The organism is Stenotrophomonas sp. AS1 (assembly GCF_048957655.1).
Lineage (GTDB): Bacteria > Pseudomonadota > Gammaproteobacteria > Xanthomonadales > Xanthomonadaceae > Stenotrophomonas > Stenotrophomonas bentonitica_A.
This window is the reverse complement of the sequence record NZ_JARVXM010000007.1, coordinates 385,319-397,717: the sequence shown is the minus strand read 5'-3', so window position 1 is coordinate 397,717 and position 12,399 is coordinate 385,319. Positions and strand designations below refer to the sequence as shown.

Genomic DNA, 12,399 nt, shown 5'->3' with positions numbered 1-12,399 from the left:
GGCCGCCCGCAGTTGCGCGGGCATCATGGGAGTGCGGCCACACTACGGTGTCCCGCAGCTCCTCCCCTCCGCGAACCGCAGCCGCTGGGCATCGGTCGCCGGGGGCAAGCCGAACAGCCGTGAGTAGTCCCGGCTGAACTGCGAAGGGCTTTCATAGCCCACGTTGAAGCCGGCCTCGGCCGCATCCAGGCCATCACTGACCATCAGTCGCCGCGCCTCCTGCATCCGCAGCTGCGTCCTGAAATCCAGCGGACTCATCGCCGTGACCGCCTTGAAGTGCGCATGGAAACTGGAACGGCTCATGCCGGCGATCCCGGCGATCTCTTCGATCCGGCAGGCCTCCCGGAAGTGCGTGCGGATCCACAGGATCGCGCGGGCAATCTGTCCTTGCCGGCTGTCGTTGAGGGTCATCGCGTGCAGCACGCCGCCATCGGGGCCGCGCAGCAGCCGGTAAAGGATCTCGCGCAATGCGAGCGGGCCCAGTGCTCCGGCGTCTTCCGGTGAATCCAGCAAGCAGACCAGGCGCGTGGTGGCATCCAGCAGCCCGGGCGTCATCGCGCCGAGCGACAGACCCGCGGCTGCCCGGTGCTCCGCAGCGGGCCGCGGGTACTGCAGCGCAAGCTCGCCCAGCACCGCCGCGTCCAGATCGAGCTGCAGGCTCAGATACGGCTGCGCTGCCGTTGCCTCGATCACCGAGCCCATGACCGGCAGCCCCACCGAGGCCATCAGGTAGCAGGTCGGATCGTAGTAATAGACGCTGGTGCCGAGCATCGCACGCTTGCGGCCCTGGGCCACGAAGCAGACGGTCGGCTCGTAGATGACCGGCATCGGCAGCGTCGGCGTGCTGCATCGGATCAGCTTCACGCCGGGCAACCGGCACTCGAAGGTGCCGTCGCGCGGTGCATGCCGGGCGATGGCATCACGGAACAGGTCAAGCGAGGGCATGCCGTGGTCTCCGGACGCGCGCCTGCGCGGGCGCTCATCTTCCCTTGCCTTCGGACGATCGTGCAAGTTTCCCGGAGGACGGTGCTACCGGCTCCGGGCATTGCGGCGGAACACTGGGCGTCCACGCAGGCAATCGCTGCCCACCCCGGAGAACAACCGCATGACCTCCCCCACCTCGCTTGATCACTACCGCCTGCTCGGCCGTTCCGGCCTGCGCGTCTCGCCCCTGTCGCTGGGCACGATGACCTTCGGTGCCGACTGGGGCTGGGGCGCGGACGACGCCGAAGCCCGGCGCATCTTCGATGCCTATGTCGACCGCGGCGGCAATTTCATCGACACCTCGGTGAACTACACCAATGGCGCATCCGAACGCATCCTCGGCCGCTTCGCCAAGGCCCAGCGCGACCGCCTGGTGCTGGCGACCAAGTTCACGATGGCGCGCGATGCCACCAACATCAATTCCGGGGGCAACCACCGCTACAACCTGGTGCGCTCGGTGGAAGCCAGCCTGCGCCAGCTTGCTACCGACCGCATCGACCTGCTGTATGTGCACGCCTGGGACTTCACCACCGGTCCGGAGGAAGTGATGCGCGCGCTGGATGATCTCGTCCGCGCGGGCAAGGTGCAGTACCTGGGCATCTGCAACACCCCGGCCTGGCGCGTGGCCGAACTGCAGACGCTGGCCGATCTGCGCGGCTGGTCGCCGTTGGTCGCGCTGCAGATCGAGTACAGCCTGGTCGAGCGCACCGTGGAGCACGAACTGCTGCCGATGGCCCAGGCCATGGGGCTGGGCGTGCTGCCCTGGTCCCCGCTCGGCGGTGGCATCCTGACCGGCAAGTACACCCACGCCGATCTCTCCGATGAGAACAGTGCGGACGTGGCGAGCAGTCGCAAGGGCGTGATCGCGTCGATCGGCCATCTCAACGAACGCTCGCTGGCGATTGCCACGGTAGTGGGCGAGGTGGCCGAGGAGCTGGGCGTGACGCGCTCGCAGGTGGCCATTGCCTGGACGCTGGTCAATCCGGCCGTGGTCTCGCCGATCATCGGCGCCCGTACCGTCGCGCAGGCGGAAGACAACCTCGGCGCGCTGGAGATCGTCCTCAGCGAGGCGCATCTGGCCCGGTTGGATGAGGCCAGTGCACCGGCACCGATCTTCCCCGCCCGCTTCATCGGCCGGCCGATGGCCCAGCAGTTGATCTTCGGCACCTCCACGCTCAGCGGGCGGAGGTAAGCCATGGCATCCTCTCCCCTTGGCGGGATGCTCGCCATGGCCATCACGGTGGCCACGCTCGCCGTTGGGCCAGTCATCCCGGTCGCCGCGGCGGCTGAAGCCACCCTGCCGCACACGACGCACAACAAGCAGGTGGTGACCGAGGCCTTCGATCGCTGGGCGGCCGGTGGTACGGCGTTCTTCGACGAAGTGCTCGCACCCGAGGTCGTGTGGACGATCGCCGGCTCCAGCCCGAGCGCAGGCACCTACCGCGGGCGGGAGGACTTCATCGCCCGCGCGGTGCGTCCCTTCGTCAGCCGGCTACGCACGCCGGTCCGCCCGACCTCCCAACAGATCTGGGCGGACGGCGAGCATGTGATCATCCACTGGACCGGCAACGCGGTAGCCCTGGACGGCAAGCCGTATCACAACGACTACGTCTGGATCTTCCGCATGCGCGATGACAGGGCGGTCGAGGTACAGGCCTTCCTCGACCTGGTGCCTTACGAAGATGTCCTCCGCCGGATCCCCGCCAAGAAGGCACCCTGACGCCTCCGCACCTTTGCCGGTATGCCGGTCACCCGCGGTGGCTCCCATGGGCATTCACGCCTCAGGCGTTGACGTCGACCACGGTGCGGCCCTGCACCCGCCCCTGCAGGACCTGGCTGGCCAGCGCCGGCACCTCGGCTAGACTGATCATCTGCGTGGTGCGGGCCAGCTTGCCCAGATCCAGATCGGCCGCCAGGCGCGTCCACGCCTGTTCGCGTGCGGAATACGGCGCGTTCACCGAATCGATACCGGCCAGGGTCACATTGCGCAGAATGAAGGGCAGCACGGAGCCCGGCAGATCGGCCCCCTGGGCCAATCCGAAGGCGGCGACCACGCCGCGATAGCGGGTCTGCGCCAGCACGTTGGCCAGCGTATGGCTGCCCACCGCGTCGATCGCACCGGCCCAGCGTTCCTTGGCGATCGGCGCGCCCGGCTCGGACAGCGTCGCGCGGTCAAGAATCTCGGCGGCGCCCAGTTCCTTGAGGTAGGCGGACTCCTCCAGCCGGCCGGTCGATGCCACCACTCGATAGCCAAGCGTGGACAGCAGCGCGATGGCGATGGAGCCGGCACCGCCGTTGGCACCGGTCACCAGCATGTCCCCCTGGTCCGGTGATACACCGCCATGCTCCAGCGCCAGCACCGACAGCATCGCGGTGTAGCCGGCCGTACCGATTGCCATCGCATCGCGGCTGGTGAACGCCTCGGGGATCTTCACCAGCCACTCGCCGGGCACGCGTGCCTTCTGCGCATAGCCGCCGTGGTGGGTCTGGCTCAACCCCCAACCGTTGACCAGCACACGGTCACCAGCGGCGTAACCGGGATGGCTGGAGGTCTCGACCACACCGGCCAGATCGATACCGGGGATCAGCGGGAAGGTACGGATCACTGGTGAGCGACCGCTCAGCGCGAGGGCATCCTTGTAGTTCACCGTTGAGTACTCCACGGCCACGGTGACGTCGCCGGGCATGAGGTCCTGCTCGGTCAGCTGGACGACACCGGCGCTGATGGCATCGCCGGTCTTGGTGGCAAGGAGGGCGTTGAAGGACATGGGATCTCCGGTTGCGGTGCATGAGGGACAGTGCAGACCGGACCAGTGTGCGCACCTGGCCGTACCGTGGCGTTAAATCGCTGGGATCACTCCACAGTACAGAGCAGGGGCTCCACCCGGAGATCGGCAGGAAGATGGCCGGCATGTCGGGCACCACACCGGAGAACATGGAGCTGTTCCTGGTGACCTGCATCAGCAGTACGGCGGTGCCGAGGCCTACCTGAAGTCCATCGGCGTCAACGAGGCAGAGATCGATCAGCTGAAGGTACGGTTGGATCAGGTGGGCTGGTGTGTTCATCCATCACGCGCCGGATCCACTCCGCGTAATGACTCATCCGCACATTGCACGTCACCTGCTCGTATCGCCCGGGCCGGGCCGTCAGCACATTGCCCTGGACGACTTTCCACGACCCCTGCCCGGCCAGCAGCCACTGGCCATCGTGCTCGACGAGCACGGGGCCACCGCTGTCACCGTTGCCCAGCGCACCCTCGAGCGGCAGCGCTTCTGGTGGTGCATCGAAGACATAGCAGAGCCAGCGGTCGTAGGCACTGGTGATCCGGTTGAATGCGCGGCGAAGGTCGGTGCGGTTGGGGCCATTGGGAGAGTGCCCGGTAGCACCGGTACCCGTCGCGCCCTTCCCCAGGATCTTTGCCACCTGACCGGCCTCGTCGCTGCCGCTGTAAAGCACAACAGGCGCGACGTCGGTGACGGGCGTCTTCAACTTGATCAGGGCAACATCATCGCCCGAGGCCAGAAACACCACGATCAGCATCGCCTCGCCACTGGCCATGGCCTGGTCGATCAACGTCTGCGGCAGCGTGCGATAGCCGGGATGGGTGACGACGCGCTCGACGTCCCGGGCACTTTCATTGATCACCACCTGCTTGAGGTCGGCATGCATCGGCAGCGTGTGCGCGGCGGTGAGCACCCACTGCGGTGCGATCAACGCGCCGTGGCCTTCGCCGGGCATGTCCACGAGGGCGGGAAATTCGGTGGCGGGAACGCGGTACCGCGCATCGTCCACGTCGTCGCGGATGACGATGGCATGGGCGGTCGAGGACGCGACCGTGAGCAGGGCGAGAATCAGGAATCCTTTCACGTGTGATGCCTTGAGGGTCTGACAGGGGCGTCCAAGCGACGGGCGGTGGGCTGAAGTCTGCGCTGCGTCGTTACGGCTCCCGCTCACGGGCTTCCAGCGCGCTGGCGAACTGTGCCATCAAACGCACCAGCTCCGATACCTCCTGCGCGGGCCACGACGCGAAGATCTCCCGGCCGATCCGCTCGCGTGCGGCGTCCAGCCGATCGGTCATCTCCTTGCCCTTCGGGGCGATGGTCGCCTCCCGGATACGGCGGTCCTGGGGGTTGCCGCGACGCGTGACCAGCTCCATCGCCGCCAGTTTGGCGACCTGCCGGCTGATGGTGGTGTAGTCGCGGCCCAGCCGATCGGCCAGCTCAACCACTCCGATCGGCCCGACCCGCTCGATCACCACCAGCAGGCGGAACAGGGCCTGGTCCAGCGTCACCCCCGCCTCCTGGATGAGCCGCTCATCGTTGCGCGGCCGGTTCATCACGCTGGCGAGGCTGACCATGGAAAGGTGCAGCGACCTTAGCTCGGCCGAATTATGTGTATCTTGCACCTTCTTTTTCACCGGCATAGCATCCCTCCAATTAAGTGCATATTACACACACCTGGAGCGGAATGATGGGCGACACCCTTGATGTAGTGATCTGCGGTGCCGGCGCCGCCGGCCTCACCCTGGCCATCGAACTGGCCCGCCGCGGCGTGACATTCCGCCTGGTGGAGCAGCGGGAACAGCCCTTCCATGGCTCACGTGGCAAGGGCATCCAGCCGCGTAGCCAGGAAATCTTCGAGGACATGGGCATCATTGACAGACTGTTCGCCGCCGGCGGCCTCTATCCAGTCTCGCGGTCGCACCATGCCGATGGCACCGGCACGGACGCCGCGGTCATCGAGGCCGCCCCGGCAACACCGGCCGAACCCTATCGGCGGCCGCTGATGGTGCCGCAGTTCCTGACCGAGGCCGTGATGCGCGATCGCCTCGCCGAGCTGGGCCACCGGGTCGAGTTCGGGCACGCAGTGATCGGGTTGGAACAGGACGCCAACGGCGTAAGCGTCCGCCTTGCCACGCCAACGGGCGAGCAGACCGTGCGCACGCGCTACCTGGTCGGCGCGGACGGCGGTCGGAGTTTCGTACGCCAGGCACTGGACATCGGCTTCCCGGGCAAAACACTGGGCGTGCGCGCGGTGGTGGCCGACATCGTGCTGCACGGTCTGCCGCGCGATGCCTGGCACAGCTACAACGAAGACGACCCGCAGCGGCGGATCTCGCTGTGCCCGCTGATGGGAACAGCGCTGTTCCAGCTGCAGGCCCCCGTACCGCTCGACGGTGACGTGGACCTTTCCGTCGACGGGCTGGCGGACATGGTGCGCGTGCGTACCGGCCGCAATGATCTCGCGGTGCTCGATGTCTGTTGGGCCTCGGCGTACCGGATGAACGCGCGATTGGCCGACCGGTACCGCAACGGCCGCGTGTTCCTCATCGGCGACGCCGCCCACACGCATCCGCCCACGGGCGGCCAGGGCCTGAACACCAGCGCGCAGGACGCCTACAACCTCGGTTGGAAACTGGCGGCGGTGTTGAAGGGTGCGCCGCAGGCCCTGCTGGATACCTACGAGCAAGAGCGCCGCCCCATTGCAGCCTCGATGCTCGGGCTTGCCACGACGCTGCTCGCCCAGGCCCAGCGCGGCGACAACCGCCGCGGGCGCGACGTCCAGCAGCTCGATCTCGCCTATGGTGAATCGTCACTCACGCTGCCTGCCGAGGCCCGCAGCGGACGCATCGCGCCGGGCAACCGGGCGCCGGATGCGCCGCTGCAGGGCGCGGGTGGACAGCGCGTGCGCCTGTTCGACGTGCTGCGCGGAACGCATTGGACATTGCTGGGTCACGAAGCGGACCGCGGCGCAACACCGTCGAGAAAGGGGTTGCATGTCCATATCATCGGCCACCGCGGCGATCTGCGCGATACCCAGGGCTGCTTCGCCGATGCGTATGGATTGCACGCGGGCGAGTGGCTGCTGATCCGGCCCGACGGCTACGTCGCGGCTGTCGTCGACACGCCGCACCTGGCGGCGCTGCTGGCGCATTTTGAACGCCATGCGCCGTGACGACGCATTACTTGCCGGCAGGACCCGCGCGGGCTCCCTCATCGCCCTGGGTCGCCTCGCGACTCTTCGCGAACTCCGGGAAGGTCTCGGCTATCGATGCCTTGTCGGGCAGCACGTAGAACACCCCGCCCCGCTGGAACGTGGATTCAATGATCTGCTCGTAGAACGCCGGCGAGACATTGATGCAGCCATGGGTGACGCGATTGTCGTCCGGTGACGCCGATGCCAGGCGCTCGGCCCGTCGCTCTTTCGGGACACCTGTCGCTGTGGGGTGGATGGAGACGGCGGAATCGTAGTCGACCCACAGGACGCGGCCCGCGTCGATGGACGGCCCAAAGCCCCCCACGAAGCGCCCGGCGGGCGTCGTGCGATCCCGGCCTGGAATTTCGCGAAGGGCGAGTCCGGCGATGCCGGGCGCGATATGGTCGCCGGTGGCCGAGCCGAACAGCCCCGGGGCGGCGCCGCGAAGTTTGCCTTCGCCGTCGAAGACCAGGATCTGCGCAGCGGCCTTGTCCATGATGGCGAACGGATAGCCCTGGCTGTCCTTGGTGGCGACAACCCACCCGGCCAGGTCAATGACGGTGTTGGAGACTTCCTGGCCCGGCGGAAGTTCGTCGACGGCGGCGGTCGGTTTCGCGACAGCCTCGTCGGCATTGGCCACGCCAATGCTCGCGAACGCCAGCGCCAGGGTCAGCGCCCCGCGAAGGGCCAGGACGGCAGGAGATGAGTGCGTACGGATGGGACACTTCCTTGCAAAGGACATTGCACGACCAACGGAGACCAGTGGCCTGCACAGGCCACCGGTCGCCGATTCAGACGTTGCACACAAACGGTGCAGCAGCGATCAACCGCGCGGCTTGCGGCGGGGCGCCTGTTCGAGCTGCTGGACGCGACCTTCGATCTGATCCAGACGCTGGTTGGCCTGCTGCGCCGACTGGTTGGCCGACTCGGCACTCTGGGCGGCGCCCTGCACCTTCGTGTCGAGTTGATCCAGGCGGGAGTTGATGGTGGCGAACTCGTCTTTATACGTAGCGCAGGCACTCAGGCCCACAGTTGCGATCAACGCCACTGTCAGCGTACGCGCCGTTGTCAGTTGCTGTTTTGTCAGGAACATTGCACTGCCTCCTTCGTATGGGGTGTTCGGACGATAGCGGCCTCATCGCCAGAGCCATGACCGGGGTTCAGTTGAAGCCGAAAGACGTAGACGGAACGTGAAGAAACTGAACACTTCCGATCAGACTTCGCCGTTGGCCTGCGCGTCCATCGCAACGCGTTTCAGGTGCGGCAACATGGCAAAGGCAAGGCCACGCCGCTGCTCCGCACGCATCCCCTGCCGCCTTTTCCAGCAGAGCCGCCAACACCGCGTGGTCATCGTGACTGTCACGCAATCCGGCGTTGCCAACGGCATGCGCACGCCCTGCCTCGCCGGCAGGGTCGTACGAGTTTGACTGTCCGATACGTCACTCACCCGCATCGCCCGGATCACCCACGCCCAGTCCCCACACCTTCGTCAAACCCCACCCGTCGCAGCCCCGCTCCAGGCGCCATCCTTCGCGGAGTACGAGCGTCCAGCCTGGTCCCGTCCATCTGGAACCCGCGCCGTCCACTACGCCGCCGCTCACGCTGAGCAACGCCCAATCCCTGGACAGAAGCCCCCCGGATACTGCCGTCAACTCGCCCCACTCATCCCGTACCGTCAGCGGCGTATAGACCGTCCCGGCATCATCGAGCGGGAACAGCGAGCGGGGATCGAAGGAGATCGACGGGTTGCGCAGGGGCAGACGAACCGCATCGTTGCCGAGGAAACGCTCACGGTAGCCGGCACTGCGTCGCTCCCGCTCTTTTGCTCGCTCGCGCTCCTCTGCGCGTACCTCGTCGACGCCATAGCCGGCACCGCTCTGTGCGATGCCGGCCCCACGCCATGTGACGCCCAGCGCATCCGCCAGCAGCGCAGGCAACGTCGTGCCCGCAGACGCCCCGCGGCGCCACGCTGGCGACCAACGGTCGAGCAGCAGTCCGTACGCGGGCCCGGTCACGTACGCCGCCGAACGCACGAAACTCTGCGACGCATCCGCCTTGGCGAGTGCATCTACGGCGGCAGCTGTCGCATCGCCACCGTGGGTGGCCGCAGCGATCGCGCGTCCCGTGTACTCGGCCAGGCCTTCATTGCGCTCTACCTTGGCTTCTTCCTCCAGCGCGCGCGTCGGCGGTGCCGCGGCATCAGAACGCAGAGCCCTGTAGCCCAGCGCTGCTGCCGCGTGCTGGCGCGCTTGATGCTCGTCGCGCGTGGAAAGTGCCTGCGCCAGCGCGCGCATCTCCAGCCGCAACGCCGTGCGACCGGCCTCCCCATCCAGGTGTGCGGTGTCGCCCTCGGCGGCAGGCAGACCGAGGGCCGCTTGCACGCAGTGCCACTGCTCGTGCCAGAACAGCGTCGCCAATCCGTCCCGGTCGCCGGGAAGCGGCAGAAGCAGCAGGACGGCAGGGGCGCCATCGATCGTGATGCAGGTGTTGGCGGGCGGCTGGTCATTCCGCAGTACGACAGGCAGCGCGGCCCCTGTGGCGGTGTCTCTGCGCCAACTGCTCCCGGAGGCGCGGTCATGCACGATCACCGGCGCGTCCAGCGGCATGCGCCACAGCGCCTGTGCGGCCTGCGTGGAGGCGGGTGCGTCCGCCACGGTGGCGATGCGGGTCAGCGCCTCCTCCACGCCCTCCGGCGGACGCTGGGCTGCAGCCATGCATGGCATCAGCCAGAGACCGGCGACGCTGGCTGCAACGGCGGCAGCAACGCTGTGTCGCCGAGGAAGGTGCCGCTGCTGCCCGCCCGTTCTGCTGTGGACTTCCCTGCCCTCATCTCCGGCCTCTCCCTGACAGCACCCGCGCTGCGTCAGATCCGGACGGTAACCCACGCCAGCCCGCGATGTCATGACGTGCCGCTGGCGCGCTATCTCATGGCGCGCGCCGCGCGGCCACCCAGCGGGCGCCCAGGCGCCCGATACGCAGGCTTGGCGCGCCGGGCCCGGGCGATACCCTGGGGATCAGCGCCAGCCGCGATTGTGGTTGCGGCGGTCCTGGTTCCAGCGACGCTGGTCATGGCGGCGATCGTGATGGCTGGTGCGCTCGTAGCGGTGGCCACGGTCATAGCGACGATCACGGTCGTAGCGATCATTGCGGTTGTCGCGACGGTCCTTGGTGGTCACGTTGCCGATGGCGCCACCGGCCACTGCTCCGCCGGCGGTCATCAGCGGATCACCGTTGGACAGCACGTGCCCGGCTACGCCGCCCACGACGGCGCCCGTGCCCGGCTACGCCGCCCACGACGGCGCCGACCAGCGTGTTCTTGTCCTTGCGCGACATCGCATCCGCATTGCCTGCCGCGGTCACGCCAGCGGTCAGTGCCACTGCCAGGGCCAGGCCGCGGAAGCTGAAAAGGGTCGAGGTGATCATGGTGGGTTGCTCCTGGGGAACGGTGTTGAATCGAATCTGGTCGCCGAAGGTTGCCGGAACATTGCGTACCCACGGATGAACCAACCCCCTGTTCAGGTTTCGTGGGCAGGGCGTGTTACGCCATCGGCCGCTTCACGTACGCATTTGTTATGGTGCCCTCCGTCAGCCCCTCCTCCCTGGAATCCCATGCCCCGTACGCCTTCCACCGCCCCCTCCGCAGCAACGATGAATACCCGCCTGGCAGCGGCGGTCGCGCGGTCGGGACTGGACGAGCAGGCGCTGCTCAAGGCGGCGACCAAAGAGGCCTATGAGCGGGTGACTGTACTGCTGACCACCAGCTATGCCGATTTCAGCCCCGAGCAGCAGCGCCGGATCCGGGCGCTGCTGGACACCGCGCCTGCGGCCAGGCGCGAGAAAGCCCCCAAGGTCGCCAAGGCCCCGAAGGAAGATCTGCCGCCCCGTTTCTGGTTGCCGCACAGCGGCGCCACCTGGTCGGGCCGCGGGCGCGTGCCGAACGCGTTCCTGTCCTGGGAAGGCACGGTCGCGCATACCGAATGGAAGAAGACCCACCCCGATCAGCGCTTCCCCTCCTATCCTGGCTGAGGCCGCACGCATGCCCCAGACCGTCATTCCGCAACTGCGCATGACCGATGCCGCGATCAGCGTGGCGTTCTACCAGCGGCTCGGGTTCGCGATCGACTGGGAACATCGCTTCGCACCGGACATGCCGCTGTTCGTCCAGATCAGCCGTGAGGGCCAGCAGATGTTCCTCAGCGAACACGCCGGCGACTGCGAGCCGGGGGGCGCCGTGTATTTTCATGTGCCTGACGTGGACGCATTGCATGCCGCGTTCGTTTCGGCCGGCGCGCCGGTCTTCCGACCGCCGGCCGATGTGCCGTGGGGCGGGCGCGAAATGATGGTGATCGACCCGGACCACAACCGGCTGCGCTTCGCCACGCAGGGTGACTGATCGAAGCGACTATGATGGTCGCCATTGAACGAAGCAGTGGTTGCAGATGAGTCGCGGAATCAAGATGCGCAAGGCAGTGGGCACGCACGGCACCCTGCACCGGGTGGGCGACCTGCAGAAGCGTCATGACGCGCAACAGACCCTGCCAACGCTGCTGTGCGATGGGTGCAACGTGCCGGTGAGATTCGTTCCCGAGCACAGCAGGCCCGGCGTGGACCGCGCCCCGCCCCTCCATTTGCCCGCCTACCTCGCCCTGAACAAAGGCAGCGGGCATCTGCCCGGGTGTCGCTACAACGCGCCCGCCCATCTGCAGGCCCTGCTTGCCGCCGGAGCCGATGCCGAGTTTCTGACGACCCTGGATGATGGGACGCACGAGCTTCGCTTGCTCATCCTCCAACACGCCCTGAAACGCGGCAGTGCGGGCCCGACGCTGCTGGCAGACGCACCGCTGGACGGTTACCTGCGCAGCCTCACCGACCTGCTCACGCTGCAGGCGATGTGCGAGGACGACACGCTGCTGGCCTCGCAGCTGACCCTGCGCCTGGGCAAGAAGCGGGTGGACTGGACGAATTTCCTCTACCGGCAGGAGCGCTACGACGCGGCATGGGAGCGGCTTGGCGCCGCCTCCAGCGAGCTGCCGATGGCACTGCTCGGAACCGTGCGGTCACATCGTACGCCGCAGCCCGGTGACCCCCATGGCGTCACCTTCCTCAATTGTGCCCCGAAGTATCAGCACACCGGCGTTACCGACCGCCGGGATTTCTACGAAGTCAGCGTCGGGCACACCGATGCTGCGTGGCTGAAGTCTTTCCCGGTGGGTGCGGAGATCGTGATGTTCGGGTTGTGGCGCCAGGGCAGGAGCAGTACCGCCTCCCGGCCGCATCCGACCGATCCGCGCCGCACGATCACCAGCGTTACCCACAAGCTGGCCTTGCGGCCGAGCTTTTCCCGGCAATTGACCCTGGTGGAGTGATTCGCTCGGCCGGCATGGTTTTCCCGTGATCGACCGCGCGCAACGATAACGACATCCCAGGTTATGCAGATG

The 12,399-nt window shown here is 67.2% G+C and carries 15 protein-coding genes; 6 read left to right on the top strand and 9 right to left on the bottom strand.

Annotation, left to right across the window (positions count from 1 at the left end; all coding sequences use genetic code 11):
* Positions 1-42: 42 nt before the first annotated feature.
* Positions 43-945: an AraC family transcriptional regulator gene (locus tag PV764_RS13690; RefSeq protein WP_019185059.1), complete on the bottom strand. Its 903-nt coding sequence runs from the start codon at positions 943-945 to the stop codon at positions 43-45.
* A 160-nt stretch (positions 946-1,105) separates the two neighbouring features.
* Between PV764_RS13690 and PV764_RS13685 the strand changes: the two genes are divergently transcribed.
* Both PV764_RS13685 and PV764_RS13680 read left to right on the top strand, forming a co-directional pair.
* Positions 1,106-2,176: an aldo/keto reductase gene (locus PV764_RS13685; RefSeq protein ID WP_019185058.1), complete on the top strand. Its 1,071-nt coding sequence runs from the start codon at positions 1,106-1,108 to the stop codon at positions 2,174-2,176.
* A 3-nt stretch (positions 2,177-2,179) separates the two neighbouring features.
* The gene (locus PV764_RS13680; protein ID WP_037553735.1) at positions 2,180-2,704 is read left to right on the top strand and encodes a nuclear transport factor 2 family protein; all 525 of its coding nucleotides are present in this window, start codon (positions 2,180-2,182) and stop codon (positions 2,702-2,704) included.
* A gap of 61 nt (positions 2,705-2,765) precedes the next feature.
* On the opposite strand, the gene PV764_RS13675 is transcribed toward PV764_RS13680, so the two are convergent.
* The 3 genes from PV764_RS13675 to PV764_RS13665 all read right to left on the bottom strand — a co-directional run bounded on the left by PV764_RS13675 (position 2,766) and on the right by PV764_RS13665 (position 5,408).
* Positions 2,766-3,752, bottom strand: a complete 987-nt coding sequence (locus PV764_RS13675) for an MDR family oxidoreductase (RefSeq protein WP_421116870.1) — start codon at positions 3,750-3,752, stop codon at positions 2,766-2,768.
* Between the two features lie 236 nt (positions 3,753-3,988).
* Positions 3,989-4,852 carry a S1 family peptidase gene (locus PV764_RS13670; RefSeq protein ID WP_019185054.1) on the bottom strand — a complete coding sequence of 288 codons (864 nt, stop codon included), beginning with the start codon at positions 4,850-4,852 and terminating at the stop codon, positions 3,989-3,991.
* Between the two features lie 70 nt (positions 4,853-4,922).
* Positions 4,923-5,408: a MarR family winged helix-turn-helix transcriptional regulator gene (locus PV764_RS13665; protein ID WP_421116869.1), complete on the bottom strand. Its 486-nt coding sequence runs from the start codon at positions 5,406-5,408 to the stop codon at positions 4,923-4,925.
* A 47-nt stretch (positions 5,409-5,455) separates the two neighbouring features.
* Between PV764_RS13665 and PV764_RS13660 the strand changes: the two genes are divergently transcribed.
* Positions 5,456-6,940 (top strand): FAD-dependent oxidoreductase, encoded by a 1,485-nt coding sequence (locus PV764_RS13660; protein WP_421116868.1) that lies wholly within the window; start codon positions 5,456-5,458, stop codon positions 6,938-6,940.
* A 7-nt stretch (positions 6,941-6,947) separates the two neighbouring features.
* Here PV764_RS13660 and PV764_RS13655 read toward each other — a convergent pair whose 3' ends face one another.
* From PV764_RS13655 to PV764_RS13635, 5 genes are all read right to left on the bottom strand, one after another.
* Positions 6,948-7,628 carry a L,D-transpeptidase gene (locus tag PV764_RS13655; RefSeq protein ID WP_026070074.1) on the bottom strand — a complete coding sequence of 227 codons (681 nt, stop codon included), beginning with the start codon at positions 7,626-7,628 and terminating at the stop codon, positions 6,948-6,950.
* A 156-nt stretch (positions 7,629-7,784) separates the two neighbouring features.
* Positions 7,785-8,054 carry a membrane protein gene (locus PV764_RS13650; RefSeq protein WP_019185050.1) on the bottom strand — a complete coding sequence of 90 codons (270 nt, stop codon included), beginning with the start codon at positions 8,052-8,054 and terminating at the stop codon, positions 7,785-7,787.
* 346 nt (positions 8,055-8,400) lie between these two features.
* On the bottom strand, positions 8,401-9,675 hold the full coding sequence (locus tag PV764_RS13645; RefSeq protein WP_421116867.1) for a hypothetical protein: 1,275 nt from the start codon (positions 9,673-9,675) through the stop codon (positions 8,401-8,403).
* Between the two features lie 300 nt (positions 9,676-9,975).
* A complete protein-coding gene (locus tag PV764_RS13640; RefSeq protein ID WP_019185047.1) occupies positions 9,976-10,179 on the bottom strand; it encodes a hypothetical protein in 204 nt (67 codons plus the stop codon).
* 7 nt (positions 10,180-10,186) lie between these two features.
* Positions 10,187-10,384: a hypothetical protein gene (locus PV764_RS13635; RefSeq protein ID WP_421116866.1), complete on the bottom strand. Its 198-nt coding sequence runs from the start codon at positions 10,382-10,384 to the stop codon at positions 10,187-10,189.
* Positions 10,385-10,609: 225 nt separating this feature from the next.
* On the opposite strand from PV764_RS13635, the gene PV764_RS13630 reads away from it, so the two are divergent.
* Genes PV764_RS13630 through PV764_RS13620 form a run of 3 tightly spaced genes read left to right on the top strand, consistent with a single transcriptional unit; the run spans position 10,610 to position 12,327 of the window.
* The gene (locus PV764_RS13630; protein ID WP_046272557.1) at positions 10,610-10,987 is read left to right on the top strand and encodes an H-NS family nucleoid-associated regulatory protein; all 378 of its coding nucleotides are present in this window, start codon (positions 10,610-10,612) and stop codon (positions 10,985-10,987) included.
* A gap of 10 nt (positions 10,988-10,997) precedes the next feature.
* Positions 10,998-11,354: a bleomycin resistance protein gene (locus tag PV764_RS13625; RefSeq protein WP_019185044.1), complete on the top strand. Its 357-nt coding sequence runs from the start codon at positions 10,998-11,000 to the stop codon at positions 11,352-11,354.
* A gap of 46 nt (positions 11,355-11,400) precedes the next feature.
* Positions 11,401-12,327, top strand: a complete 927-nt coding sequence (locus PV764_RS13620) for a hypothetical protein (protein WP_421116865.1) — start codon at positions 11,401-11,403, stop codon at positions 12,325-12,327.
* Positions 12,328-12,399: the final 72 nt, after the last annotated feature.